Origin of the sequence: Microcoleus sp. Pol10D4, from assembly GCF_036701555.1 — a bacterium.
In the GTDB taxonomy this organism is placed as follows: Bacteria; Cyanobacteriota; Cyanobacteriia; order Cyanobacteriales; family Microcoleaceae; genus Microcoleus.
Genome location: NZ_JAUBRA010000053.1, coordinates 23,361 through 48,546, shown reverse-complemented (window position 1 = coordinate 48,546; position 25,186 = coordinate 23,361). Strand labels below are relative to the sequence as shown.

Below are 25,186 nucleotides of genomic sequence, written 5' to 3'. Positions count from 1 at the left end.
AGAACTTTCTTAAAATGTCGCCGTAGATGGGCTAAACATTTCTGCTGCGCTCCCACCTCAACACCGTTGTAGACACTGAAATCGTCAGAGCTCAACACCCCAGCAAATTCCGAACCCAGCATTGTCTCTAATTCAGCTCTGCTGCGAGTGTCTGCCGCATGGAACAGGCAAAAATTTTGACCCGTGGCTGTCCACAACCATTCTTTGATGCCCTTAACACACCACGGGGTTTCATCGACATGGACGTTGGCTTGTAACGGTGCCCATTTCCATAAGTCTTCAACGGCGGGCTTTACAGCATCAGCTACCCGCGCGTTGGTTGCTTGTAATGTTCCTATCCCTATTTCGATGCCACCTAGTTCCCGCAGGAACTCTTGTTGCTTGGAGTAAGATATGTGCCCATAATTACCTAGCCATACCAATAATGCTTGTAGGTCGATACTCAAATCTTGTCCTGGCACGATACCCGGTGAGACGGGTCCGAGCGCCATTGCTCCACATTCTAGGCATTGACATTTGACTCGTTGATATTCCACCACTTCAATTGGTAAGGCTGGCTTTACACGCTACTTGCTGCTTGCTATAACCAATCGCATCACTTAATTCTCTGCTGCCACAATGCTCGCAAGAGTCAGGAGTGCTGATTTCATATCTATCTACTCGCCCAAACCCTTTTCGGGTTTTGCCGATATGTCCAGGCTGTCCTCCTGGTTTAGGCTTGGGTTCTGTTTCTGATTCTTTTGAGCGATCGAGAGCGACTGTCTCTGATTTCTGTATGAGATCGCTTGATGGGGGTTTCGATGATGTTTTGCTATTGGTGGGCTGTTTGTCTTTAAGTTTTTCGAGTTCTTGTTGTAATTTTTCAATCAGCTTTTGTTGGGTCAGCACAATTTTGACCAGTTCCTCACGGCTCAACTGGTCAACTATTTCCATTTTTAGTGCTAATAACTCTGATTTTTCGCTCATCTGACTACATTATCATATTTCTCGGCGATCGCTCTCACTATTTTTTACCTGAATCCTTACCCCTTGTTTTTGATTGGGCGACCCCATTTAATTATTAATTTTCCTTGATTTAAGAGGTGATGCCATAAATATTCTAGCTCTGAAATTAATATAAAAAATCGATTTACAATAATATATATTTATCGAGTGCCATACTAATTTAATTAAGTTATAGTCGGGTTGTTTTCGGGAAAATTCTAAATGAAGATTAGGCATTTATGTCTCAATTCTTTTTAGGCACTATTTTTTAGATATCTCCCAAATATTCCCCTTATGTGGGAAAATAACATAACAGACATTTTTTTAAACATAAACATGAGCGAGATACTGAATTATATTGAAGAGAATCATCAAGAAACACAGCGATTACTTGGTCTACCCTATGAACAGTTACAACAATTACTCCCAAATGCCGAACGATTTTAACTTTAGCATACTTTGGACTCTCGTTAAAATGGGCTTACCCTAAATGAAAAACCCGGGTTCGATTTCTGAGGATTAAACATCAGACAATTCCCTGTTGGGCAAAACACATCAGGCAAAGTTAATGGCAAAATCCTGGAACTTCACACTATTATCACCCCCAGCAATGAAAGTCACAAAAGACACTACAGAAAAGTTGCACAAGTAATAAATAAGTCGCGTGGGTTGGGAGCATCTCATATTTGTAAAAACACTTATTCTGGCTCTTTCCTTATTCCTCTTTCCTCCTGGCTCCTGACTCCCCACTCCAATTTCTAGCTTGGCTGCTTTCATTGAGATGCTCCAGTTCAAGAATGGGAGTACGCCTCGAAATACCCGTAAAAGTGTCTAAACTACTCAAGGGACAAAAATGGAAATGTGATCACTGCGATAACTACTTCAAAGATAGAGGTTGATCACGTCATCCCCAAATCGCAAAGTGGAAGGGAATCGTATGATAATTGGCAATGACTCCATCGACATTGCCACGACACAAAAACTGCTAATGATGGCAATCTCGGTAACAAATCTAGCTGCAAAAGTGCTAAACCTAAGCCAACAGTGGAACCAAGGCTTTGGGCGTGGGAAAACGATATGTTGGTAACGACTTACTGATGACAACAGCCGTTTTATTGAGGAGCGGAATGATGGGAAACTATCACGTTCAGTTTTGGCAGTGGAGGAGGCGACTACTTCACTGACTTTAATTATCCTGAAAAAGGGAATGAAGATGCTAGGGATGGAGCGGCAAAACGATACCTCTGGGCCAGAGGTATCCGCCTCGAAAGAAGGAAAGTGTGGGGAGAAGACCCCCTCTACTATTGACGATGCACCCTGAGATAGCAAGTGGACTTCGATGAACCATGAATTAGAATCTCCGTCCGCGACGGTGTGGGAGTATGTCAAGGATGTCGAAACAGCCTCATCAAAGAACCGAGAAAAGGTACTTATGCCGATCGCGCCGCAAAAAAATTCTCCTCCCTCCTCCCCTTTCCCCAACTCATTCACTGCCCGCGCCTTGCCACTCACCAAGCAATCTCACGCACTATTCCCCTTCCCCTCTCTCCTTTCGGGATCATGGAAGTTTCCGTAATTTATCTTAACTATAAAACTCCAAACTCAAAACTATTCACCAGCCCCTATCTCCCTTCAGACAGAGGGAAGTTTTGGTGATGTCCCTTATGATAGATATAAGGTTAACTTTTAAGTACCCTTGTTAAAAATAAATTTTGCAAACAATAGGGTAAAAACTAATGAATACTGAGGAAAAAGCGACCCACGCTGGTAGCGAAAATCAAGTCACGCTACCAAAATCCCGGGAAATCTTGCTCGGCGAGGAAACAGAAAAAGCCCTCGGTCAGCAAAAAAAAGAAGATGCTCAAACTATGCACGCTGTCGAACAGTTGAAAGAAGAACTTCAGCAAAAAATAGATAAAGAGTGTCATCACAAGGTAGATTAAAACTAATAGGTTGTTTTTTGGGTGTGGGTAAGATCTGGTCTTGCCCACACCCGCCTTTTTAAGGCACAATTAAATAAAATTTAAAGATTATAAATTCTTTTGGGTTTAAAAAAATAGTCTTGGATCCACGGGCGACCCTCCAGCAGTTTTTTACAAAAATACTTGATTGCAGCCAGCAGAAACGGTAAAAAAAGCCGGTCAGTATGAAAGTGGCAGTTTGTCTAAAATTAAAAAATTATTTTTCCATCTTCCATGTTCCCTATTCATTTTTTCTTCATTCTTTCTTCCTAGAGGTAGAGTGCAACGCAGCTCCTAGTTACCTATGATGAGTTTATAAAGTAAAAAACGTCAAATTAGATACAGATAGGGAGAAACCCATGAGCACTCAAGATAGAGCAAAGGCAACTGGCGACAACATCGCAGGCAAAGCTCAAGAAGCCCTAGGTAATGTTACTGGCGACCCGAAGGATAAAGCAGAAGGCAAAGCCAAGCAGGCAAAAGCTGAAGCTGGTCACGCCATCGAAGATGTAAAAGATGAGCTCAAAAAGAAACTAGACTAAGCCTAATACTAATTGAGAGGGTCGAGCAACCTGACCCTTTCAATTATGCCAAATCTTTTCTGAACGGAGGAAAAAAGGTGAGTTTATTGCAGCAGAGTCGCAAAATAATTGCGGGCGTACTTTTGGTTTTAATGCTGGCAGTTACTACTGCGTGCGCGCCCAGCGTTTCAGCCCAAAAACCGACTGATGTACCTGTAGCAATTGGTGGCAGTCAAGGTTATTACGCGCAGCTAGAACGTGGCAATACCGCCGCAGGTCAAGATTTTGGTCAATGGGTAACAAAGACGGCTAAGGGCCTGGTTCAGGATGCTTACGTCCGTGACAATAACAAGTTGGGAGTTGTAATTACCCCACAAGTCCGCCCGACTGAAGTGAAAGATTTGGCGAAATCTTTAGCACAAGGTTTTCACCGCAATTTCCCAAATCAGGATGTAAGTGTTTTGGTTTACGCTCCTGACAAAAAACTGATTTTGACTGCTAAGTACGACCAGCAATCAAATCAGATTGAATACAAATCTTGACCGAGTTAGGAAACTTAAATGATAGCCGCGTGGCGGTTTAATATTCCGCAGTTTTTTGAAGGCGAAACCATCTTAATTTAAGACTGAAATGTTGTGTAGATTGGAAGAGAGTTACCATGAGTAGCAGCGATAATTACAAGCGTCAAATCATGAACGATTTAGCCCAGGGCGATCGAGAAATGATGCCGGAGACAACTGGTGAAGATTACGAAAACTTTGACGATTTTGCTCAGAGAACTTCGCCTGCTCAGCGCAAACAATTATTCGGGCGTTCCCTGAATCACGACTCGCTCCCGCCGGCTCAGTTGGAACCGGAATTGCAAAAGGCGATCGCCCAAATTAAGCCCAATGAACGCGACGATGTAGCGCGGGAATTCTTCAAGCATTTGGGCAAGAGAGGATTGAACGATCGCCAATTGGAAAAGCAGCTAGGACTTTCTACTCACCACGCGAGTCGCATGAATGCTGACGATGTTACCAAGCTGGCCTCGTTTACCTATCACAATCACCCGGATATTTTCCAAGAAGTGCTAGCAGAACAGCCGAGCTTGATGAAGTTTTTGGGAAATCCAGTTGTTGTGGGTATCTTGGGAATAGTTGCGGCTAAATGGCTCAACAACCGTAAATAATCTTGAATTCAGACACGCTTCAAAGCTGATAATACGTGCCACAAATAAAAGGACGATCGCCCGGGCGCTCGTCCTTTTATATTTTATATCTAGTCCTGTAAAATTAACCGTGAGCGCGTTTGTAGTTAAGACTTGAGTCTTCAGAATCTGCTCAGGAATAAAGTCCTCACTACAAAGCTTTTTTATTGGAGTCGTTGGAGGCGAAATTATATTATAATAAATTCCAATGATTTAAATCTTAATTATTAGGTTAGTCGGTGTTCTGGTGATTCACAACCCTTGCCAATTACCGACGAATTACCGATCGCCAGGAAATAAATATTGGTCATAGATAAAAATAACAGCACAGCAGTAAACTGCGGTATACCTGACACTTCGCAAAATTAAATGTAGGATTAAGTGTTGCCGTGAATCATAAAAAAAGATGAACGTATCCACTATTTGGCGAAAACTCCGCAGCCAGCAAGCCTTGTGCTTTGCTGCACTCCTGGTAGGTTGCCTGGTATTTATCGGTTGTTCCCCTGCACAGTCAGCGGCTGGCAATTCAGTCGATCCCAAGTTTAAAGAGCAAGTCTTGCAGGTTATCCGCGAAAACCCGCAAGCGATTTTAGAGTCGGTACAAGCGTACCAGCAACAGCAGCAGCAGTCTCTAAAAGCAGCGCAGCAGTCATTTTTGCAGGAGATGGAAACTAATCCCAAATCGGCGATCGGCGATTCTCCCAGCACGGGTTCAGCTTCGCAGCAGATTGTACTTTTAGAATTCTCTGACTTTCAATGTCCGTTTTGCGCGCGCGCTCACGATACTGTCAAGCAGTTTATGGCAAAACACCAGGACAAAGTTACTTTAGCTTACAAGCATTTACCCTTGACTTCTATTCACCCTCAAGCACTGCCAGCAGCTAAAGCAGCTTGGGCTGCTCAACAGCAGGGCAAATTCTGGGAATATTACAGCGCTTTGTTTGAAGGACAGAAAGAGTTAGGCGAGCCATTGTACACATCGATCGCCCAAAAGCTCAATCTAAAATTAGATAAATTTAACACCGATCGCAACAGCCCCGCTGCAGAAGCCGCCATTCAGAAAGACGTGCAACTCGCTCAACAACTGGGCATTCAAGGAACTCCCTTCTTTATTATGAACGGCACAACTTTCTCCGGGGCGATCGAGCTTTCTGAGATGGAAAGCATTCTCGCCTCTGTCTCGAAATAAGTAATTCATGACTCTTGGAAACCGAGTCTAAAAATGCGTTCCCAGCCTACTTGGGCTGGGAACGAGAAAAACCCGAAAAACTCGAAAAATCTTTGATTAAACGGCAGCCAACTCAGGAGTCGGGCGCTTGCTGTGGCGGATACCCTCGATCGCCGCTGCGTAATCATTCGCCTTAAACACAGCAGAACCAGCGACGATCGCATTTGCGCCCGCTTCCAGAACCTGCCAAGTATTGTTCCCCTTCAAACCGCCATCTACCTCAATCCAAGGATCGAGGCCCTTGTCGTCGCACATTTTACGCAACTGGCGAATTTTCGGCAAAACAGCCGGGATAAAACTTTGACCACCAAAGCCCGGATTGACGCTCATAATCAGCACCAAATCGCAAAGTTCCAGCACGTACTCGATCAACTCCAAGGGCGTCGAAGGATTCAGAACCACACCAGCCTGCTTGCCCAATTCCCGAATTTGGCCGAGGGTGCGGTGCAAGTGAGGCGAAGCATTATGTTCCGCGTGAACCGAAATAATGTCAGCACCGGCCTTAGCGAAGTCCTCGACGTACTTCTCCGGCTCCACAATCATCAAGTGGACATCGATCACCTTGGTAGTAACGGGGCGAATTGCCTCAACAATCAGCGGCCCGATAGTAATATTAGGAACAAAGCGACCGTCCATCACATCTACGTGAATCCAGTCAGCCCCAGCTCGATCGACAGCCTGAATCTCTTCTCCAAGACGGCTAAAATCGGCTGATAATATGGATGGAGCAATAACGATCGGTTTTTGGGATTGGGTCATGGCTAAGTCTGTTCTCCTGACTGCTGTGCTGTATCCAGTTTATCAAAATACGGGTCTCCGGGTCGAAAAGTTGCCAACGATCGGTCGCGAGATTGGGGGGCAGAAAAATTTGGTCTCTGACAGACAAGTTTGGCGATCGCGCACCAGCCCAGCTCTCGGAATTTTGGTTTAGGATATAAATTTTCCCTCTAACTAACAAATAACGTGTGTGCAAAATCTCACCTTCTGCAAATTTGGAGTAGCGAATTATGAAAAAAACAGATCCCTTAGAAAATCCTGAACTCGATCGTGCCAGTCTGTTTGTATTAATGATCCCAGTCATCGGCTTTTTCCCCGCCCTGTGGACTCTTTACCGCCGTCAGGGTAGTCCCGAACGCAAAGCCATCAGCCGCTTGGCAATTGCCCTTGCTTTTAGTTGGCTCTTAGGACATATTCTTTTAGAAGCTGGAGCGATTTCTGCGGAATCTCCGACACTTCCCATGTTATTAATGAGTAGCCTGCTAACAACCAGCTATTTCATCGTTGCTCTGGGACTGATGGTTCGCCTCTGGAAGCGTCAACCGCTATGGTTGCCTGGAATTAGTCGCGTAGCCGAGCAAGTAGTAGGCAAACATTTATCATAATTTAGGGTTCTTTTAAGCCCCTACCCTATTGATTGAGTGCGTCTTCAGCTTGATACTACATATTGCCATTATCTTTTTTATTTTTGTTGTGTGTGAGGAAGCCAGTGCCAGCTCAAAAAATTCCTAATCAAGACCCTATCCAACAATCAACTGCTCAACCTGCAACCAAAAAAGCTTCCCAGCCCCATCGAGGCCGTTGGCTGGGTTTTGGTTTTGGTTTGGCTGGAGTTGCCATGCTCTCAGCCACAGCCGGAGCGTTGCTAGCCGTCTCCCTTTCCACAACGCCGCTTCAGCAACAAAAGTTGAGCCCTGAAGAAGCAGCAGTATTTTCTCAAGGCGACATGGCAAAGCTCAACATGAAGATGCCGGAGCTGACTCGGCCAGTTAATATTTTAGTTTTAGGACTTAAAGTTCTGACCTCTGACATCGAAGGAAGTGTCAACAAAGATGTCGGATACGAGCTTTGGGAAAACTCCTTTAAGGGCTTAACCGATACCATGCTGTTGGTTAGGTTTGACCCTCAAAATAAAAAGTTAAGCCTGCTTTCCATTCCGCGAGACACCCGCACCTATGTTGAAGGCAGGGGCGAGGTGAAAATCAACGAAGCTAATTACTACGGGGGCCCAGCTTCGTCAGCGAAGGCAGTCAGCGGACTCTTGGGCGGCGTGGGAATTGACCGCTATGTCACAGTCAATATTCATGGCATAAAAAGTTTGGTCGATGCCCTGGGTGGCATTACTATTAATGTCCCTAAAGACATGAAGTATACCGATAACAGCCAGCATTTATATATAGATTTAAAGGCTGGTAAGCAGAAACTCAACGGCGAACAAATCGTGCAATATTTGCTTTATCGGCACGACGATTTGGGCGACATCGGGCGGGTGCAGCGCCAACAATTGTTGATGCGGGCTTTTGTGGAACAGGAAGTAAATGTAGGTTTGCTGTCTCGACTACCGAAGATTTTATCGGTGATTCAGTCTCACCTTGACACGAATTTGAGTATAGAAGAATTGGTGGCTTTGGCTGGTTTTGCTACTCAAACCGATCGCGCTGGCGTGCAGATGTTGATGGTTCCCGGTAAATTTAGCGATTCTAAGGACTACAAGTCAAGTTTTTGGTTGCCAGACCAATATGCCATCGAAACTATGGTGGCGGAACATTTTGACTTCGGCCAAAATACTTGGCAAATTGAGAATGCTGATTCGACTTTTCTGAAGGTGGCGATTCAAGATAGTACCGGAGATCCATCGGCTGTTGAAGATTTTGTCAATAATTTGACTCAAGCCGGTTATCGGAATGTTCAGGTTTATAAAGCTTGGCCCGAACCGCTGGAGGTAACTACTCTAGTAGCTCAACAGGGCGATCTTAAAGGTGCTCAAGCGATTCGCCAGTTTTTGGGTTTTGGAGATGTGTTGGTTGAGAGTACCGGTTCTTTGAATTCGGACGTGACAATCAGATTGGGTCAGGATTGGTTGGCGAAAAAGGCTCAGTCCGGTGGTGGGGCTAAGTCTTTTTAAACTGGATTTTAACTGCGGTATTTGTAGGGACACAGCATTGCTGTGTCCTCTTCTTTTCTGTTGATAGAGATGGAGGCGATCGCTTTTTTGTAGATTTACTGATAGTATATTTTTTGGTGATGATGAATCACGATCGCAATACCGATACTTCCCTCCGCAATCACAAGTAAAACAATAATCAACGAGGGAAAGCTTAAGATATTTTATCAAGGTAAGGTTGATGAACAAAGGTGATAAAATAGACCGACAGCGGGAACATCAGGCAAATGAACGCACCTTTCTGGCATGGTTACGAACTTCACTGGCTTTAGTTGGTTTTGGGTTTGCGATCAGTCGGTTCAGTTTATTTCTCCGTCAATTTCAAGCTACAGTGACTCAGCAAGAAGTTTCCTCCCCTCCCTTCTTCAACTCCGAAACTTTAGGGCTGAGTCTGGTCGTTTTTGGGATTGCGGTGATTGCCTTAGCAGCATGGCGTTATAATCGAGTATTTTGGCAAATTGAGCGAGGTGATTATCGCCCAAATCGTGTGCTAGTTTGGATTCTAACTGGAGTTGTAATGATTTTAGGAACGTTAAGCATTCCGTTGGTGCTATGGCGCGATCGCGGAAATATAGCTCCCACTTCAACTCCTAAAAACTCTCAATTTTAAGTTAACCCGATCGCTTAGCTAAAGTGCCTATTCCTTTGTTGATTAAAGGGGCGGATTTTCGGCAAATCTCGATCGCTCTTTAATCCAATCGAGTAAAATAGGATTGACCAATTCCGGCGCTTCATCTTGCGGGCAGTGTCCCACTCCCTCCAGAGGAATAAACTTTTCAACAGCCGGAAACTTTGCCAATTCTCGTCCCAATGCGATCGGCTCCCAAGGGTCGTCCGTACCCCACAAAATCAAAGCAGGACAGCTCAAACGCGGCAACAAATCCTCCGGTAGCGGCCCTTGAGAATAACTGATAAATGCCACAAATACTTCCACTGCGCCGCTGTCTTTAGCAGGTTCCAGCAGCATATTTACCAGTTCGTCGGTGACAGATTCAGGACGGTGATAAGCTTGCAAAAGCACTTTTTTTACTGTTTTTGGCGTTGCTAATTGTTTAAAAAATAGTTGACTTATCCACTTGACATTTAAAACTTTTTGTGCAATTGGCGCTCCAAAACTGCGATACCAAGGCAATTCGGCGCGTTTGCGATCGTGCAGCAAGCGTAGGGAACAATTGAGTAAAATTACGCCCTCAGCAATATCGGGAAAATCCACTGCAGCTTGCATAATTGCCACACAGCCGATCGAATTTCCCACCAAAAAAGCCGGCCCGCCCGCAACTTCCCGACAAAAATCAGCAATTAGCTGTCCCCAAGTTTCAAAAGTATAGTCAATCTCAAGCTTGGGCGCGGGTTTAGCAGAAGCGCCAAAACCGATGAGGTCGATCGCATAACAGCGGCAATCAGCAGCCAGCGCCGGCAAATTCTTGCGCCAGTGGCCCCAAGACGCACCAAAACCGTGGACAAACACCACCGCAGGCCCCTGGGAACCCGCAGCCTGGTAGCAAATGGGAAAGCCTTTCCACAGCCAAGTTTGAGGCGAAATAAGTGTTGACGAAGCGGGAGTAGAAGATGTCATGCGATTTTAGAGTTTAGATTTTAGATTGGGCATGGGGCATAGGGCATGGGGCATGGGGCATTGTTAGCTGCTGACTGCTGACTAATGACTACTTTGCAGTTAGAGCCGATAGTATGTCACGATTAAAGATGCTGACTTCTTTGCCTTATTGAAATTTCCCTTATGCCAACGATCGTTTCTACTGCCGTCGTACCGTTTCTGGGGTCGGAAATTGTACCAGACTACGACACCGCCAAAGTAGTTATCTTACCAATTCCCTACGAAGCTACCACTACTTACCGCCGGGGGTGCGAAAACGGGCCGGCAAAACTTCTAGAAGCTTCTCATCAACTCGAGTGCTACGACGAAGAATTGGATTCCGAAGTTTGCTACGATGTCGGAATTTATACAAAAGAGCCGATCGCCGATACCCGGAACAGGCAACCAGTTTCATCCTCAGAAATGCTGCAAGTCACCCAAGCAGCAGTCTACCAGCTAGTTACCGAAAATAAATTTGTCATCTCCCTCGGAGGCGAACACAGCATCACTGCCGGCGTTGTCGAAGGTTATCGCCAAGCATACCCGGATGAACCTTTCACAGTCGTGCAAATCGATGCCCACGGCGACTTGCGGCACGAGTACGAAGGCTCGATTCACAACCACGCCTGCGTGATGCGGCGTGTTGTCGATATGGGCTTACCGACACTGCAAATCGGGATTCGCGCTATCTGCAAGGAAGAAGCCGACTTGATTAAAGCAAAACAGCTAAACGTGATTCGAGCTCGCGAAATCGCTACTCAACCGGATTGGGCCGATCGGGCAATTGCCAGCATAACAACTAAGCGAGTATTTTTGACGATCGACTTAGACGGCATCGATCCGACTTTAATTCCAGGAGTGGGAACACCTGAACCGGGCGGGTTAAATTGGTATTCCCTCACCGGATTTTTGCGCCGCATCTTCGAGTCATACGAAGTAATCGGGTGTGACATTATGGAATTAGCACCTATTGTAGATTCTGTAGTCTCAGAATTTACCGCAGCCAAATTAGCCTACAAACTTATTGGATATCAAGCTCTGGCTCAAGGTTGGCTAAAGCCAGACGAGGAATAAATCGCGAAGTACGAATCACAATAGGCTGTTGGCAAGGCTAGAATTAAGGTAAAGCCAAACAACAGCCAATTTTATTCGTGCTGATTGTTTCATCTTTCATGCTGGCAAAAACTGCTCTTCACCTCCTGAAAACATGAGTTTACTAATGGATACAACGGGTACTCCCATTAACGGCTACGCTCCCGATTTTGAACTGCCGGGAGTTGACGACGAAGTTCACCATTTAGCTCGATATTTAGAAAAATTTCGGGCGATCGCGGTGATATTTATGTGCAATCATTGCCCTTACGTGCAGTTGTATCTCAATCGTATGAAAGAACTTCAAGCAGATTTTCAAGATCGAGATGTTACTTTAATCGGGATTAATGCTAATGATGCAAACCAGTATCCCGACGACAGTTTTGAAAACATGAAAATTTTTGCGGCCAACAATCAACTCAACTTCCCCTACATCCGAGATGTTGCTCAAGATGTAGCTGAAAGTTTTGGGGCTTCTAAAACGCCGGAGGTTTTTTTGTTAGACCAAGACGGCAAACTGCGCTATAAAGGTTTAATTGACGACAACGCTGACGATCCGGCGGCGGTGCAGGTTTCTTATCTGCGGAGTGCGATCGACCAATTGCTCAACAGTCAACCCGTTGAGCCTTCAACTACAGAGGCAATAGGCTGTTCCGTCAAATGGCGAGCATAGGCAGATTTAAAATTAACGTTCCGGCACTAATTATTAACTGGTTCCCTGGCTGTGCCTGGGAACCTATCTCCAGAGGCTCTGCCTCGTCAAAGACTGGATGAAAATTGGAGGTACAGCCTCCGAATCTGCTTTACTAGGCAGAGCCTGGTAAGGAGTAAAAAGATTCAAAACAATTGTCTGTGAACTTAAAAAGTAGACGTATTCCCAACTTAATTTTCGCAGTCGCCTTCCTGCTAGCACTGCTGATTAGTTGGAACTTATTTAAGAACTTTTCCTCAGTCGATACGTTGCAGCGCACCTCCTTAAATGTATCCGCTGCTATCAGTCTCTCGAAAGCTTTAGGGGAAATCAAAACTGTTTATCAAAGCAGTAATCCAAATTTTACTATTACTTATAATTTTGGTGCTTCCGGTGCTCTAGAACAGCAAATTCAGCAAGGCGCCCCGGTTGATGTATTTTTGAGTGCCGCCACCAAGCCAATGGATGCTTTGCAGCAATCTAACCTGCTAATTAACGACACGCGCCGCAATTTGCTGACAAATCGCCTGGTTTTGATTACTCCCAAAAACGGTGTTGCTTTGAGCGATTTCAAACAGTTGACAGATGCCCGAATCAAGAAAATTGCGATCGGCGAACCCAAGAGCGTACCTGTGGGCCAATACGCTCAGGAAATGCTAAATAAACTTGGATTGTGGCGGCAAATACAGCCAAAATTAGTGCTAGGAAATAACGTTCGCCAAGTGCTGACATTCGTCGAAAGCGGTAACGTTGATGCTGGTATAGTTTATGCGACTGACGCCACAGCCTCCGACAAAGTAACTGTGCGGCTAACGGCTGCTGAAAATTTGCATTCGCCCATTGTTTATCCGCTGGCAGTTATCAGAAACAGCCGCAATCCGGCTGCTGCGAAAACGTTTGTTGACTTTTTGGGGGGCGATCGGGCTAAAATAGTATTTCAGAAATATGGATTTGGCATAGTTCGATAACTAACTAATTAGGGATTTTTTACCGCTGATGGAAGCAGATAAGCGCTGATTAACGCGGATGTATTTATAGATGGAATTTGATATTTCTCCGCTCTGGATATCTCTAAAATCCTCGGCTATTGCAACATTTATCACCTTTTTCCTGGGAATAGCCGCCGCCCGGTGGATGCTTTCAACTCGCATCAGAGGTAAAGCTTTAATTGAAGGGATTTTCATTTCTCCCTTAGTTTTGCCGCCGACAGTAGTGGGATTTTTGCTGCTGCTGCTGTTTGGTAGAAATGGGGCGATCGGGCAATTTTTGCTACAATTCGACTTAACTATAATTTTCACTTGGCAAGCCGCCGCCATTACTGCCACAGTTGTATCATTTCCCCTCATGTACAAAACTGCTTTGGGAGCTTTTGAGCAAATTGATGCCAATCTTCTCAATGCAGCCCGCACTTTGGGAGCCTCAGAGTGGCAAGTTTTTTGGCGCATTATGTTGCCGCTAGCATGGCCGGGAATTTTAGCAGGAACTATTCTCGCATTTGCCCGCGCTTTGGGTGAATTCGGCGCGACGTTGATGTTAGCGGGGAATATTCCCGGACAAACTCAAACTATCCCGATGGCAATTTATTTTGCTGTGGAAGCTGGGGATATGAGGCAAGCTGCTATTTGGGTTTTGATTATTCTGAGTATTTCTTTGAGCGTGCTAACTCCTGTTAATTTTTGGACTGATTTACAAAGGAGATCGCCCAAACCAAATTCGAGGCAAAGACTGCAATCAAATCTTCCTAAAGTCGCGTCTACTTTTACCACAAAATCCCAACAACAACCGAAAAACGGACTTTGTTTAAGCATTTTTAAACCTCTCTCCAGCTTTGCCTTGGATGTCAGCTTCGATATCGGCCCGGAAGTGCTGGGAATTTTGGGCGCGTCGGGTTCCGGCAAAAGCATGACTCTGCGCTGCATCGCTGGTTTGGAAACTCCAATGAGCGGTAAAATTGCAGTCAATGGCAGGGTTTTATTTGACTCAGCACAGGGCATTAATGTACCTTCTAAAGACCGCCGCATCGGTTTTTTGTTTCAAAACTATGCTTTATTTCCTCACCTGAGTGTTGCTCAAAATATTGCGTTTGGCTTGCAGCATTTATCTGAAAGCGAGCAAAAACTTCGGGTAAAAGAACAACTAATTTCGGTGCAAATGTCTGGATTGGAAAACCGCTACCCGCACGAACTTTCGGGGGGCCAACAGCAGCGGGTGGCTTTGGCGAGGGCGATCGCCCCTTCTCCCGAATTGCTGCTGTTAGACGAACCGTTTTCTGCTTTGGATACTCACTTACGCAGTCAACTGGAACGCGAGTTAATGCAGACTCTGGCTAATTATCGGGGCATTACTTTGTTTGTCAGCCACAATTTAGAGGAAGTTTACCGGGTGTGCAAAAATCTGTTGGTGTTGGCCGAGGGAAGGGCGATCGCCTTTGATACCAAACAGAACATTTTCGATCGCCCTGGCAATTTCACCGTCGCCCAGTTGACTGGCTGTAAGAACTTCTCTGCCGCTAAACCGATCGCAGAAACTCTCGTGGAGGCGATCGACTGGGGCTGTACTCTGACTGTAGTCGAACCAATTCCCAAATCTCTAGTTTCTGTGGGAATTCGGGCTCATCAACTGAGTTTTGTTAGCGGGTGCGATCGTGAAAATACTTTTGCTTGTTGGATCGCCTCGACTGTGGAAACTCCGCACCGGGTGACATTATATCTCAAATTGCACTCGCCTCCCAATGATGCCCAAGATTATCACTTGCAAGCCGAAGTTTTCAAGGAAAAGTGGAGGGCTATTAAAGACAATCCTTTTCCCTGGTATGTTCATATCGAGCCAATTAGGTTAATATTAATGGAGGCATGAGTTAACTAGCAATATACCGTTAACCGTCAACACTCAACAGTTAACCGTCAATATTCAACAGCTAAATACATCTTAACCAAACATCAAATCATGAGTCAAAAAGTTCAAAAAACCGACGCAGAATGGCAACAACAACTCACGCCAGAACAGTTTAAAGTCACCCGTAAAAAAGGAACGGAAAGAGCTTTTAGTGGCGAATATCACGACAACAAAAAAACCGGAAGTTATAAGTGTATTTGCTGCGGCACTGAGCTATTTAAATCAGAAACAAAGTTCGATTCCGGTACTGGTTGGCCGAGTTTCTACGCTCCCGTTAGCGAAGAAAATGTCAAGTGTGAGTCCGATAACACCTTGTTCATGCGCCGAACAGAGGTACTGTGCGCTGTTTGCGACGCTCATCTCGGTCACGTATTTAACGACGGGCCGAAACCTACCGGTCAGCGTTACTGCATGAATTCTGCTGCTCTTAATTTCGTCCCCAAGGATTAAATTTAGTCAGCCGTTCTCAGTCAAGTGTTCTGGAACAGACTTTTGGGTCTGTTCCGGGCAATTGATGTTCAAAATGCACCCATACTGCTATCTTATGGTGGAGGCAAAAAGAGTAAAAAAATAGTGGCGGCATGGGGATGGTATATCAGCGAGTTTTGCTGAAGCTCAGCGGTGAAGCGCTGATGGGCAGCTTGGGCTACGGCATCGATCCGATAGTGGTTCAGTCGATCGCCCAGGAAGTGGCCAAAGTCGTGTCCCAAGGCATTCAAATCGCGATTGTTGTCGGTGGCGGCAACATTTTTCGCGGGGTGAAAGCTGCTTCGGCAGGGATGGATCGGGCAACGGCTGATTATGTGGGCATGATTGCTACGGTGATGAATGCTATCACTTTGCAGGATGCCCTGGAACAAGCAGGAGTGCCAACGCGGGTGCAATCGGCGATCGCCATGCAAGAAGTAGCTGAACCCTACATCCGGCGGCGGGCGATTCGCCACCTAGAAAAAAAACGAGTAGTGATTTTTGGTGCCGGTTCTGGCAACCCTTTTTTTACTACTGATACTACAGCCGCTTTGCGGGCGGCTGAAATTGATGCAGAGGTGATTTTTAAAGCTACTAAGGTAGATGGGGTGTACGATTCCGACCCCCACCTCAACCCCAACGCGCGCAGGTATCAAACCCTCACCTATGCCCACGTCTTGAATCAAGATTTGCGGGTGATGGACAGTACGGCGATCGCCCTTTGCAAAGAAAATAATATTCCTATTATGGTATTTGACCTCTCGGTGTCGGGCAACATCTACCGAGCTGTAATGGGAGAATCTATTGGAACTCTTGTCGGAGGTTTTTGTGAAGTTAGCTGAAGCAGAAGATCATATGCAAAAGGCAGTTGAGGCTACTCAACGGTCTTTTAATACTATTCGGACGGGACGGGCCAACGCCTCCCTCCTCGATCGAGTCATGGTAGACTACTACGGCTCTCCAACTCCGATCAAATCCCTTGCCAACATCGGCACCCCGGATGCGACTACGATCACCATTCAACCGTTCGATCGCACAGCGCTTACCTCGATCGAAAAAGCAATTTCCCTGTCCGATGTAGGACTCGTTCCCAACAACGACGGTTCAGTTATTCGCTTGAACATTCCGCCGCTGACGAGCGACAGACGCCAAGAATTTGTCAAAATGGCCAGTAAGTTTGCTGAAGAAGGTAAAGTTGCAATTCGCAATATCCGCCGCGATGCCGTTGACTCGATTCGCAAGCAGGAAAAAAGCAGCGATATCTCTAAAGATGAATCCCGCGACTTGCAAGATAAAATTCAAAAGCTGACGGACAAGTACGTTGCCAAAATAGAAGAAGTTTTGGCAGCGAAAGAGAAAGATATCACGACTGTTTAGGGAATGGGAAATTGGGCAGGGGGAATAGGAAGAGTTTTGAGATTGCCGAGATACGGCCGCCAACAACGAGCAGACGCTTAATCTTTTGTGAGTTGTGAGTTAAAAACTCAAGATTTAACACTCATTAACTTACCAATTCCTCCTGCCCCATGACCAATCACCCATTACCAGTTGTCCGCTGAAGGAATTCGTCCTGCCATTGTTAGCGGATTTAAGGCTGCTGAGGCGATCGATCTCTTGGATGTGCCGACGACGCTAAGGAGCAGTACACTCAATCGATCGCCCAAGAATGCAACGCTGATATGGTTTGGGCCCGTCGCTTGGCCAGAGCCTTCTATCAGTTTACAGGAGCTGCTTATAGAGCGGGCGTCAAATTCCCGATGCCTACTCAGTTGATGAGCAAAATTTTGTGTGGCTAACTGCTTTATGCCGATATCGCTAACCGCGCTTTTCATTCTTCTGATGCCGTTTTGGAATGAAGAAACAGGGAATGATAAATATTCTTACATTTCCATTGCTTATTCTTGATTTCCCATTCTTAATCCTTAACTTAAAAATAGGAATTACGCACTATTCCTCAGAAAGCCAGTTAATTCCTAGATTTTTCGTTCCTTAACCCGATTTTTTCCAAGAAACTCGGTTCAAAAGCGTAAATGCTATTTTAAATAAAGTCGATGCGAGGATTTTTTAATACAAGCCTCGCGCTGCTCATAGAATAAATCTCAAATACTCTTGGAGGCAAAAAGTGGTTGAAAACGTTACTAAGAGCGCGGTAAGGCGCTTCATGGACACCCTGAATAATTATATTCTACCTAAATCCTGTAAAATATAGCCATCCTAAATCATTTGTAAATTTCTTACTCCCTCCCCTTGATAAGGGGATGGTTGGGGTGGGGTCAAAAATTTACGACTCATTTAGGATTGCTATATATAATCTCAAATCTAATGATAATTTATTTTTATAAAGTAGAGGAGCCTTACGGCTGCTTTTCTAATTTTTCACTACATGACATTTCTCTGCACGGTCAATATTGGTTGACTGTGGAACATTACTATCAAGCCCAAAAATTTGTCAGCACTGATAAAAGATTAGTGGCGGCAATTCAAGCCGTAGCAACTCCTCAAGAAGCCGCTAAATTAGGTCGCGATCCCAACCACCGGATTCGTGCTGATTGGGAAGCCGTGAAAATTCCCATTATGCGCGAAGCAGTTTTAACTAAGTTTCTCACTCATACAGACATTCAAGCTATTCTTCTTGCCACAGGGGAGCGAGTGATTGTCGAGGATTCGCCAACGGATTACTACTGGGGGTGTGGCTGCGACAGAACCGGTCAAAATCATTTGGGTAAAATTCTGATGAGCGTGCGCCAAGAAATTAGTCAGCGCCTTGCACCCTGATAGAAACTCAAATTCTTTCGTTAATTATCATTATATGAAGTTATACAACAAATGTCAAGTTATCCTAACAATGAATAATTCTCATAGTGAGAGTTTAAGATTGCGAGAAATTTATAAGAGCATTAAAATAATAATTATTATGTGCTTAAGTCGCTCTGCCTGTTGAAGGCAAAGATTAAACTGGCGCGATCGCAAATTTTACTTACCCCAGCCCACCCGATGCGATACACCGTCGTCTCTCACAAGTGCGCGACGGATTAATTGTACAGATCGGTTGAGTCAAAAACTCAGGGTGAGGCATTTGAGTTTGAACGATCCAACAGCACATCAAAACTTCTTATTATTGTATAAGTACAAAAGGAGATTTATGCAACTCAGAGAAAATACGCAAGAATTACATTATAAACTAGACAGAGAAGTTTTGATGCGGCGGATAACAGAACGCATTCGCCAATCTCTAGAATTAGAAGATATTTTAACCAGTACAGTAGCAGAAGTGCGGTCTTTTTTGAAAACAGATCGCATTATGATTTACAGGTTTAGTGCCGACGGAAGTGGAGAAGTTGTTGCTGAGTCAATTAATAACAACTGTCTCCCTTCCTTGAAAGGACTGCACTTTCCAGCAGACGACATTCCCGCGAGCGCCAGGGAAATGTATGTCACTTTGCGCCAGCGGACAATAATAGATGTTAACTCAGGGACGATCGTCCTGAGTCCCCTCGATGCTGCAGACACCGGTCAACCTTTAGTAAATGAAGAGATCCACTACAGATCGCTCGATCCTTGCCACACAGCTTACCTGATGGCAATGGGAGTGCAATCTTCCTTAGTCGTGCCGATTTTGCACCGCAGGATTGCGTCGGAAAACAGCAAAACAGATATCTGCGAGGCGGCCACGTGTCTGACTCGATACGAGCCAGGAAATAATCAAAAAATTCACATCGAACTGTGGGGACTTTTAGTGTCTCACCACTCTGCGCCCCTCAATATTTCACCAGCAGATTTAGAAGTAGTTCAGCTCGTATCAGATCAATTGTCTAGCGCTATCGCCCATGCGCTCCTCCTCCAGCAAACCCGCTCTCAAGCTGCCCGCGAAGCTACCGTGAGCCGCATAGCAGCCCTGTTGTATGGTCACGTAAACATTCAACTGCAACAGGGTTTAGAAGCCACCGTCACCGCTTTGGGCGGTAGCGGCGGCAGACTCTATCTCAACCAGCCGAAAATCAACGGTGAAAAGTTATCCGCTCCCAAGATTGAAGGAGGATTGCCAATTGCCCCAGCCCACAGTGATGCTACCTTTGAACTGTTCACCACAGGAGAACAACCGACACTTCCAAACTGGGAAAAAGTTAAGGCGATCGAAGCTCATCCCCTCTGGCAGGAATGGCTAACCAAAGGATTCAAAAATACCGAAGAACTTCCCAAGTTTTCAATTTTTACTAATTCTCAATTTCCAGTTTGGATAATTACAGACTTATACAAAGAACCTCTATTTAGAGTTTTAGTTCCCGCTTTCCAATCTACCCTAATTCGGGGTTTGTTGGTAATCCCCCTCCACTACAAACAACAAGTAGTTGGCTGTTTGACCATTTTTCGCAATGCAATTGATACCGAAAAAATGTGGGCGGGGCGCTTTGACACCAGCGCTGAACAAACCCTTCCCAGACAATCCTTTGAAGTCTGGCGAGAAATAAAAAAAGGTCAGTCGCCCGAGTGGAAGTGCGAGGAAATTGAGCAAGCTTTAGCTATAGGCAGCCAATTTTGTTCGGCAATTGGGCAGTACGTTCTTTATAAAGAAGTGCAAACTCTGAATGCCAACTTGGAGCGCCAAGTTCAAGAACGCACCGCCCAATTGCAAAAATCCTTGGACTTTGCCAAAGTATTGACGCGAGTTAGAGACCAGATTCGCAGCACCTTAGATTTAAAAATCATACTGCAAACTATTGTGCGAGAAGTCAGAGTTTTGTTGGATACCGATCGCACGGTAATCTACAAATTTGCAGCAGACAAACAGGGCGAGGTAGTTGTCGAAGCTGTTTGTGGCGAGTGGCGGTCCATTTTAGGTATCACATCTCCACAAGGATGCTTTTCCGAAGGCTCAGACTGCTTTTATCGAGCCGGACGGGTGCGAGCAATTAATGATATTTATACTGATGATTTAACACCCTGTCACCGCGAATTTTTGGAAGATTTGCAGGTGAGAGCAAGTTTAATTGTACCCATGATCGGCAAAGATTCGCAATTGTGGGGGTTGCTGATTGCCCATGGGTGTTCGGGACCGAGAGTTTGGCAAACAGCAGAACAGGAATTGGTGCAACATTTAGCGGCTCAAGCTGCGATCGCCATTCACCAAGCAGAACTTTATCAAGAAAGTCTCAATGCAGCAACTGCCGATCGATTAAAAGCCGAACAGCTAGCTAAAACAGTCACAGAACTGCACAATACCCAAGCCCAACTGATTCAAACCGAAAAAATGTCCAGTCTTGGACAACTCCTGGCCGGAGTCGCCCACGAAATCAATAACCCCGTTAACTTTATCTACGGCAATCTGTCGCACGCCAGCGAATACACCAAAGATTTGCTCTGCTTGGTGGAACTCTACCGCCAGCACTACCCCAATCCCAACCCAGAAATTAGCGAGTGTTCCGAAGCAATCGACATCGAATTTCTTGCCGAAGATTTGCCCAAAATTTTGGGTTCCATGACAGTCGGAGTTGAGCGCATCCGCCAGTTAGTTGTCTCTTTGCGTAATTTTTCCAGAAGCGATCAAGCCGAGAAAAAAGCCGTTGACATTCACGAGGGCATAGACAGTACCCTGTTGATTTTGCAGCACCGGATCAAAGCCAATTCTGATCACAACACCGTAGAAATCATTAAAGAATACGCCCATTTGCCCTTAGTAGAATGCTATGCCAGCTCGCTCAATCAGGTATTTATGAATCTGATAGGTAATGCCCTTGACGCCCTAGAAATGGGAAAAAAAGAGCAAGTTATGAATCTTCCCTTTAAAGCGGCAAGTGCAGCGGCGACGCATTTAAGCTCCCAAATACTGCCTATCGAGTCAGGAGATATAAATGCCACCACCGAGTGTTTGATTCCTGATTTCCCATCTCCTTGCATTCGGATTCGCACCCAATTAATCGATGAAAAAACGGTAGGAATTTGCATTGCCGACAATGGTCACGGCATCCCCAAAGAGTTAATCTCTCACATATTTAATCCGTTTTTTACTACTAAACCCGTAGGTCGGGGCACTGGTTTAGGACTGTCTATCAGTTACCAAATTGTAGTTGAGAAACACCAAGGCGTACTTAAATGTGTTTCTGTATCCGGTCATGGTACAGAGTTCTGGATCGAGATTCCGCTGAATTAGGCAACCCTCAAGGCAAGATTAGCTTCACCAGCACAGAACCGATCGAACCGAGAAGACTCATAAAGTCGCCGCGGCTGGAAGTGCGGGGTTCCGTAGGCTTTTGGCGCGCAACAATGGCTTCGCCTAACTGCTTTGACAACTCCTGACCTTGGGGATTTCCTTGAGCTGCAAACAGTTGGTTTGCTATTGCAGCGTCTTGAGTCGCGCCGGCGAACTCTCCCAAGTCAGCGCGAGACATACTGCGCGCAAAATAAACGGCTGCTAAATCCGATTTCAGATTCAGGGCTTGATTGTAATAATCAATGGCGTTTCTGTAGTTTCCTGCTTGAGCTTCCAGCACTCCCAACCGGTAGAAGTCTTCAGCGGTGCCGATATTGGTTGGCATTCCTCTAACTCCGAGCAGTTGCGCGTTAGTTAAATTAGCGCCTTGCAAATTGGCGTCGCTGAGATAGGCACTTCTCAAGTCAGCACCGCTGAGGTTCGCACCGCTGAGGTTGGCCCCCGTCAGGTTGACGCCAAACAAGCTGGTGCCGCTGAGGTTGGCACCGCTGAGGTCAGCCCCGGTGAGGTTGGCTCGGCTGAGGTTAGCCAATCTCAAGTCAGCACCTTTGAGATTGGCTCCGGTTAAATTGGCTAAAACCAAGCCCGCACTGCTGAGGTCGCAGTTGGGGCACTGTCGGGTGGCTAGTAATTGTTGCGTGTGTTGGATGTTCTCGGCTGCAGCAGGAGCGATCGGGGCGATCGCGCTTAGCAGCGTTGCAGCAGCGAGGATTCTGAGTTTCATTTTAACCGTCCCAAATCCAAAATATTAAATCTAAAATAGCTTTTCTCGAAGCAATTGAAAATCACCATAACACAAGTTCACCCAACAAATCTTTGACTTGGCGTATGTAGGAGTTCTGTGCGCCATCAGCACCCTACATTGAAGTTCTCGGCCTTACCTTAGTGTCAAATAAAGATTTCGCTGCCAATAAATTAGGGTAATGAAAAGCTCATTACCCTTTAGCCGCTGTTCTCGGCAACCATAAAAATTAACAAATAAATTAGTCGTGAATCGTGCCGTCGGGCATCGTTGTACCCTTAAGATATACTCCGCTCAGGTTAACTTTTGTAAGGTTTGCTCCCAACAGGTTTGCTCCGCTTAAGTCTGACGCACTTAAAATCGCTTCAGTCAAGTCTGCCCTAATTAGACTCGCCCCCATTAAGTCGGCTCCGCTAAGGTCTACTTTACTCAAGTTTGCCCCAATTAAATCGCATTCTGTGAGCACCGCCCTACGCAAGTTTACTCCGTAAAGATTTACTCCATGCAAGTCTGCATGGCTGAGTGTTGCTCGAGATATGTTGGCACCAATTAAACTTGCTTGGATCAGAGAAGCTCCGCTCAAGTCTGCTTTGCTGAGATTTGCTCCCATCAACTCAGCTCGATGCAGGTTAGCTTCAACTAAAAGTGCTTCCGTGAGGTCGGCTCCACCTAAGTCTGCTTTGCTCAAATTAATCTTGCACAAATTGGCTTTGCCAAAGTTGGCTCTGTTAAGTTTGGCTTTGCTGAGATTGGCTCCAATCAGGTCGGCTTCATACAGATTGACTCCAATCAATTCTGCTTCGTAGAGGTAGACCTCGTGCAGGTAGACCCCACTAAAATTTCTTTCTCCTATTGCATATAGCTTGAGCAGTTCGTCAACGTTCATTGTGGCTTCTCTACACCTTTTAAATGAAGAATACTGTCAGCAAGCTGGTTGCACCGGATGTTCTGCAATTTTTGATTCTGAAATATTCACACCCAGCCTGAAACTTCCCTCAATCTGCAAGGTTTGAGTATAAATTAGATGGTTTGGTGAGGGTGAAGGAAAAAGCTGCATTCTTTTTCCCTCTGGTTAAAAATTAACATTAAAAAATTTTAACAACAAGTTCGATCGCACTTCCTAACTAAATCCCAAAGATTCTACGTGGAAACTCCGATCGAACCCATAACTTTTTGTGGGTAGTTGAGCTTACTGAGTGCTAGCGTGACGAAGATCACAAAAAAATGCTAGTAGAATCACATAGAAACTCCGCTTTCGATCACAGCAGGCGGGCAAAAATAGCCGATACTTATACTGTAATGCTAAAAAATTGACAATGCCACCCTCGTCGTGTTTTACTCAATTGGCGATAAAGCCAGTAGTTTCACGGATACTTGCCCGCGGCAAGAAAGTCGGTTGCAACGTCACTCGGCGCTACCGGCTCTGACCGATGAGAGTGCTGATATCTAAGGATTTTTCGCACAGCGAAAGCCAAAAATGCACTTCTGGAACTAGGGGAATGTCTGTATAAAAATGCGATCGCTGGTGTAGAGACATTCGCTTGTTTGCTAACACCTAATGACTAAAAATCGCCCATACGTTCGCAAAAAATACCAATAAATACCAGGAAAACCATGATAGATGTTTAACAATAAAAGAATAAATGGTATTCCTTAAGAGTCACCTATTGCCACTAATGTTAAAGTCGATCGGTTAACGGCTATCAGTATTAGCAATGACGCTTGTCCATCAAATACAAAACTGACCCAGAAACCTGGTTTTTTACAAAAAAAATCGTTGCAACCTTGCTCCAGGTTAAAATAACCCGGTTTCTGAGCGCCTGAGTGCCTCCAGGAAGGAAAAAGTTTAATGAGAAGGATCGCTTTTGTCTTGCTTCAGGGCAAACAAAAGGTCAGCATTTAGGAGAGGAGCAGCTTTTGCTCCATTGTCAAACAAAGGTATTGTAGAACGCGAATCGTGAGGTAATTGATATGGCTGGAGTATGTAAACTTAGCATCACAGAGACAATTGACGAACTAAAAAACCTGTTAACGGAACAAAAAACAGCAAGCGGCTTTCAAAAAATTCAAGCACTTTACCTGTTCAAAATTTCTCACGTTAAGACAGTTAAAGAATTGGCAATGACCATCGGGGTAAACCGAATTACAGTGCAGCGGTGGCTGAGAAAGTACCGATCTTACGGACTCGAAGGACTCCTCGAAACAAAGCACAGCGGCGGCCGTAAGCCGGCAATCCCTCCTGTGGCCCGCGCTAGTTTGGCAATGCGCCTCAGCGACCCCCAGGAAGGCTTTAAAAGCTATGGAGAAATTCAAGAGTGGTTGCAGCAGGAATACAGCATTGAAGCTTCCTATAAAGCGGTTTACGCAACAGTCAGATACCAGCTCAAAGCCAAGCTGACGAAAGTCTAGACAGTTCATACCCCGTCGGATTAATCACCGATTATCTAATGGTTTGCAGTCAGCTTTTGGAGCTTTTGAGGAGTTCCTTCGTCACGAAACACCTGACTAATTCTTTTTTAACAAAACTCGCTCCCATAAACTGCGAAGCATATAAATTATATGTTGTGGCAATGGGGTGAGGGGAAGAATAGGTGATGCTTTTCCCCTGTTTGTGAAAGATGCTTAAAAAATTGGTCATCAATCATAACTTGCAAGTTTTGTCTAATTTGCAG

28 protein-coding genes are annotated in these 25,186 nt (G+C 45.3%); 20 read left to right on the top strand and 8 right to left on the bottom strand.

All coding sequences use genetic code 11. The features are described from left to right. Positions 1–491: IS66 family transposase (locus tag QUA36_RS22800; protein WP_333459196.1), on the bottom strand; the 491-nt coding region annotated here is incomplete at its 3' end. A gap of 49 nt (positions 492–540) precedes the next feature. Beyond that, positions 541–966, bottom strand: coding sequence for a DUF6444 domain-containing protein (locus QUA36_RS22795; RefSeq protein ID WP_333459195.1), 426 nt, complete (start codon positions 964–966; stop codon positions 541–543). Between the two features lie 879 nt (positions 967–1,845). Between QUA36_RS22795 and QUA36_RS22785 the strand changes: the two genes are divergently transcribed. The 6 genes from QUA36_RS22785 to QUA36_RS22760 all read left to right on the top strand — a co-directional run bounded on the left by QUA36_RS22785 (position 1,846) and on the right by QUA36_RS22760 (position 5,844). Next, positions 1,846–1,938 (top strand): HNH endonuclease, encoded by a 93-nt coding sequence (locus QUA36_RS22785; protein ID WP_333168740.1) that lies wholly within the window; start codon positions 1,846–1,848, stop codon positions 1,936–1,938. Positions 1,939–2,720: 782 nt separating this feature from the next. Continuing rightward, entirely contained in the window at positions 2,721–2,927 is a 207-nt protein-coding gene (locus QUA36_RS22780; protein WP_333163180.1) for a hypothetical protein, read from the top strand. A gap of 377 nt (positions 2,928–3,304) precedes the next feature. Beyond that, the gene (locus tag QUA36_RS22775; RefSeq protein ID WP_333163178.1) at positions 3,305–3,487 is read left to right on the top strand and encodes a CsbD family protein; all 183 of its coding nucleotides are present in this window, start codon (positions 3,305–3,307) and stop codon (positions 3,485–3,487) included. A 77-nt stretch (positions 3,488–3,564) separates the two neighbouring features. Further along, complete coding sequence (locus QUA36_RS22770; protein ID WP_333085501.1) at positions 3,565–4,008, top strand: hypothetical protein; 444 nt, start codon at positions 3,565–3,567, stop codon at positions 4,006–4,008. A 116-nt stretch (positions 4,009–4,124) separates the two neighbouring features. After that, positions 4,125–4,637 carry a hypothetical protein gene (locus QUA36_RS22765; RefSeq protein WP_333163176.1) on the top strand — a complete coding sequence of 171 codons (513 nt, stop codon included), beginning with the start codon at positions 4,125–4,127 and terminating at the stop codon, positions 4,635–4,637. Between the two features lie 424 nt (positions 4,638–5,061). Further along, on the top strand, positions 5,062–5,844 hold the full coding sequence (locus tag QUA36_RS22760; RefSeq protein ID WP_333459194.1) for a DsbA family protein: 783 nt from the start codon (positions 5,062–5,064) through the stop codon (positions 5,842–5,844). Between the two features lie 96 nt (positions 5,845–5,940). On the opposite strand, the gene rpe is transcribed toward QUA36_RS22760, so the two are convergent. After that, positions 5,941–6,642 (bottom strand): ribulose-phosphate 3-epimerase, encoded by a 702-nt coding sequence (gene rpe / locus QUA36_RS22755; RefSeq protein WP_333163172.1) that lies wholly within the window; start codon positions 6,640–6,642, stop codon positions 5,941–5,943. Between rpe and QUA36_RS22750 the strand changes: the two genes are divergently transcribed. From QUA36_RS22750 to QUA36_RS22735, 4 genes are all read left to right on the top strand, one after another. Beyond that, on the top strand, positions 6,641–6,814 hold the full coding sequence (locus tag QUA36_RS22750) for a hypothetical protein (protein ID WP_333459193.1): 174 nt from the start codon (positions 6,641–6,643) through the stop codon (positions 6,812–6,814). The genes rpe and QUA36_RS22750 overlap by 2 nt on opposite strands. A 76-nt stretch (positions 6,815–6,890) precedes the next feature. Continuing rightward, on the top strand, positions 6,891–7,265 hold the full coding sequence (locus QUA36_RS22745; protein WP_333063371.1) for a hypothetical protein: 375 nt from the start codon (positions 6,891–6,893) through the stop codon (positions 7,263–7,265). Positions 7,266–7,369: 104 nt separating this feature from the next. Then, the gene (locus QUA36_RS22740; RefSeq protein ID WP_333459192.1) at positions 7,370–8,785 is read left to right on the top strand and encodes an LCP family protein; all 1,416 of its coding nucleotides are present in this window, start codon (positions 7,370–7,372) and stop codon (positions 8,783–8,785) included. Between the two features lie 220 nt (positions 8,786–9,005). Further along, positions 9,006–9,434, top strand: a complete 429-nt coding sequence (locus QUA36_RS22735) for a YidH family protein (protein ID WP_242723039.1) — start codon at positions 9,006–9,008, stop codon at positions 9,432–9,434. 42 nt (positions 9,435–9,476) lie between these two features. Here the strand turns inward: QUA36_RS22735 and QUA36_RS22730 are convergent, their stop codons facing one another. Further along, a complete protein-coding gene (locus QUA36_RS22730; RefSeq protein WP_333459191.1) occupies positions 9,477–10,400 on the bottom strand; it encodes an alpha/beta fold hydrolase in 924 nt (307 codons plus the stop codon). A 162-nt stretch (positions 10,401–10,562) separates the two neighbouring features. On the opposite strand from QUA36_RS22730, the gene speB reads away from it, so the two are divergent. From speB to frr, 7 genes are all read left to right on the top strand, one after another. Then, positions 10,563–11,492, top strand: a complete 930-nt coding sequence (speB, locus tag QUA36_RS22725) for an agmatinase (protein WP_333370788.1) — start codon at positions 10,563–10,565, stop codon at positions 11,490–11,492. A gap of 133 nt (positions 11,493–11,625) precedes the next feature. Beyond that, a complete protein-coding gene (locus QUA36_RS22720; RefSeq protein WP_333459190.1) occupies positions 11,626–12,183 on the top strand; it encodes a thioredoxin family protein in 558 nt (185 codons plus the stop codon). Positions 12,184–12,362: 179 nt separating this feature from the next. Then, positions 12,363–13,169, top strand: a complete 807-nt coding sequence (modA, locus tag QUA36_RS22715; RefSeq protein ID WP_333459189.1) for a molybdate ABC transporter substrate-binding protein — start codon at positions 12,363–12,365, stop codon at positions 13,167–13,169. Between the two features lie 70 nt (positions 13,170–13,239). Beyond that, the gene (gene modB / locus QUA36_RS22710; RefSeq protein WP_333459188.1) at positions 13,240–15,057 is read left to right on the top strand and encodes a molybdate ABC transporter permease subunit; all 1,818 of its coding nucleotides are present in this window, start codon (positions 13,240–13,242) and stop codon (positions 15,055–15,057) included. Positions 15,058–15,147: 90 nt separating this feature from the next. Continuing rightward, the gene (gene msrB, locus QUA36_RS22705; RefSeq protein ID WP_333459187.1) at positions 15,148–15,546 is read left to right on the top strand and encodes a peptide-methionine (R)-S-oxide reductase MsrB; all 399 of its coding nucleotides are present in this window, start codon (positions 15,148–15,150) and stop codon (positions 15,544–15,546) included. A gap of 131 nt (positions 15,547–15,677) precedes the next feature. Beyond that, positions 15,678–16,406: a UMP kinase gene (pyrH, locus tag QUA36_RS22700; RefSeq protein WP_333076369.1), complete on the top strand. Its 729-nt coding sequence runs from the start codon at positions 15,678–15,680 to the stop codon at positions 16,404–16,406. Beyond that, entirely contained in the window at positions 16,393–16,941 is a 549-nt protein-coding gene (gene frr, locus QUA36_RS22695; RefSeq protein WP_333056539.1) for a ribosome recycling factor, read from the top strand. The genes pyrH and frr overlap by 14 nt, the downstream gene beginning before the upstream one ends. A gap of 164 nt (positions 16,942–17,105) precedes the next feature. On the opposite strand, the gene QUA36_RS22690 is transcribed toward frr, so the two are convergent. Beyond that, positions 17,106–17,396, bottom strand: coding sequence for a hypothetical protein (locus QUA36_RS22690; RefSeq protein WP_333370795.1), 291 nt, complete (start codon positions 17,394–17,396; stop codon positions 17,106–17,108). Between the two features lie 490 nt (positions 17,397–17,886). Here QUA36_RS22690 and QUA36_RS22685 point away from each other — a divergent pair, with 490 nt between their 5' ends. After that, positions 17,887–18,339, top strand: a complete 453-nt coding sequence (locus QUA36_RS22685) for an NADAR domain-containing protein (protein WP_333459186.1) — start codon at positions 17,887–17,889, stop codon at positions 18,337–18,339. Positions 18,340–18,706: 367 nt separating this feature from the next. Next, a complete protein-coding gene (locus QUA36_RS22680) occupies positions 18,707–21,712 on the top strand; it encodes a GAF domain-containing protein (RefSeq protein WP_333459185.1) in 3,006 nt (1,001 codons plus the stop codon). Positions 21,713–21,719: 7 nt separating this feature from the next. On the opposite strand, the gene QUA36_RS22675 is transcribed toward QUA36_RS22680, so the two are convergent. The 3 genes from QUA36_RS22675 to QUA36_RS22665 all read right to left on the bottom strand — a co-directional run bounded on the left by QUA36_RS22675 (position 21,720) and on the right by QUA36_RS22665 (position 24,051). After that, positions 21,720–22,496 (bottom strand): pentapeptide repeat-containing protein, encoded by a 777-nt coding sequence (locus tag QUA36_RS22675; RefSeq protein ID WP_333459184.1) that lies wholly within the window; start codon positions 22,494–22,496, stop codon positions 21,720–21,722. 259 nt (positions 22,497–22,755) lie between these two features. Continuing rightward, positions 22,756–23,400 carry a pentapeptide repeat-containing protein gene (locus QUA36_RS22670; RefSeq protein WP_333163144.1) on the bottom strand — a complete coding sequence of 215 codons (645 nt, stop codon included), beginning with the start codon at positions 23,398–23,400 and terminating at the stop codon, positions 22,756–22,758. A gap of 528 nt (positions 23,401–23,928) precedes the next feature. After that, entirely contained in the window at positions 23,929–24,051 is a 123-nt protein-coding gene (locus QUA36_RS22665; RefSeq protein WP_333163142.1) for a hypothetical protein, read from the bottom strand. A 434-nt stretch (positions 24,052–24,485) separates the two neighbouring features. On the opposite strand from QUA36_RS22665, the gene QUA36_RS22660 reads away from it, so the two are divergent. Further along, positions 24,486–24,923 (top strand): helix-turn-helix domain-containing protein, encoded by a 438-nt coding sequence (locus QUA36_RS22660; RefSeq protein WP_333163140.1) that lies wholly within the window; start codon positions 24,486–24,488, stop codon positions 24,921–24,923. Positions 24,924–25,186 lie beyond the last annotated feature (263 nt).

Bases quoted from the DNA above. Each gene is read 5' to 3' on its own strand.
- QUA36_RS22760 (WP_333459194.1), top strand. From the start codon at position 5,062: ATGAACGTATCCACTATTTGGCGAAAACTCCGCAGCCAGCAAGCCTTG.
- QUA36_RS22735 (WP_242723039.1), top strand. From the start codon at position 9,006: ATGAACAAAGGTGATAAAATAGACCGACAGCGGGAACATCAGGCAAAT.
- QUA36_RS22690 (WP_333370795.1), bottom strand. From the start codon at position 17,396: ATGAAAAGCGCGGTTAGCGATATCGGCATAAAGCAGTTAGCCACACAA.
- modB (WP_333459188.1), top strand. From the start codon at position 13,240: ATGGAATTTGATATTTCTCCGCTCTGGATATCTCTAAAATCCTCGGCT.
- QUA36_RS22670 (WP_333163144.1), bottom strand. From the start codon at position 23,400: ATGAACGTTGACGAACTGCTCAAGCTATATGCAATAGGAGAAAGAAAT.
- QUA36_RS22675 (WP_333459184.1), bottom strand. From the start codon at position 22,496: ATGAAACTCAGAATCCTCGCTGCTGCAACGCTGCTAAGCGCGATCGCC.
- QUA36_RS22795 (WP_333459195.1), bottom strand. From the start codon at position 966: ATGAGCGAAAAATCAGAGTTATTAGCACTAAAAATGGAAATAGTTGAC.
- QUA36_RS22720 (WP_333459190.1), top strand. From the start codon at position 11,626: ATGAGTTTACTAATGGATACAACGGGTACTCCCATTAACGGCTACGCT.
- QUA36_RS22775 (WP_333163178.1), top strand. From the start codon at position 3,305: ATGAGCACTCAAGATAGAGCAAAGGCAACTGGCGACAACATCGCAGGC.
- QUA36_RS22680 (WP_333459185.1), top strand. From the start codon at position 18,707: ATGCAACTCAGAGAAAATACGCAAGAATTACATTATAAACTAGACAGA.
- QUA36_RS22665 (WP_333163142.1), bottom strand. From the start codon at position 24,051: ATGTCTCTACACCAGCGATCGCATTTTTATACAGACATTCCCCTAGTT.
- QUA36_RS22780 (WP_333163180.1), top strand. From the start codon at position 2,721: ATGAATACTGAGGAAAAAGCGACCCACGCTGGTAGCGAAAATCAAGTC.
- QUA36_RS22730 (WP_333459191.1), bottom strand. From the start codon at position 10,400: ATGACATCTTCTACTCCCGCTTCGTCAACACTTATTTCGCCTCAAACT.
- QUA36_RS22660 (WP_333163140.1), top strand. From the start codon at position 24,486: ATGGCTGGAGTATGTAAACTTAGCATCACAGAGACAATTGACGAACTA.
- msrB (WP_333459187.1), top strand. From the start codon at position 15,148: ATGAGTCAAAAAGTTCAAAAAACCGACGCAGAATGGCAACAACAACTC.
- QUA36_RS22750 (WP_333459193.1), top strand. From the start codon at position 6,641: ATGGCTAAGTCTGTTCTCCTGACTGCTGTGCTGTATCCAGTTTATCAA.
- QUA36_RS22745 (WP_333063371.1), top strand. From the start codon at position 6,891: ATGAAAAAAACAGATCCCTTAGAAAATCCTGAACTCGATCGTGCCAGT.
- speB (WP_333370788.1), top strand. From the start codon at position 10,563: ATGCCAACGATCGTTTCTACTGCCGTCGTACCGTTTCTGGGGTCGGAA.
- rpe (WP_333163172.1), bottom strand. From the start codon at position 6,642: ATGACCCAATCCCAAAAACCGATCGTTATTGCTCCATCCATATTATCA.
- QUA36_RS22685 (WP_333459186.1), top strand. From the start codon at position 17,887: ATGATAATTTATTTTTATAAAGTAGAGGAGCCTTACGGCTGCTTTTCT.
- pyrH (WP_333076369.1), top strand. From the start codon at position 15,678: ATGGGGATGGTATATCAGCGAGTTTTGCTGAAGCTCAGCGGTGAAGCG.
- QUA36_RS22765 (WP_333163176.1), top strand. From the start codon at position 4,125: ATGAGTAGCAGCGATAATTACAAGCGTCAAATCATGAACGATTTAGCC.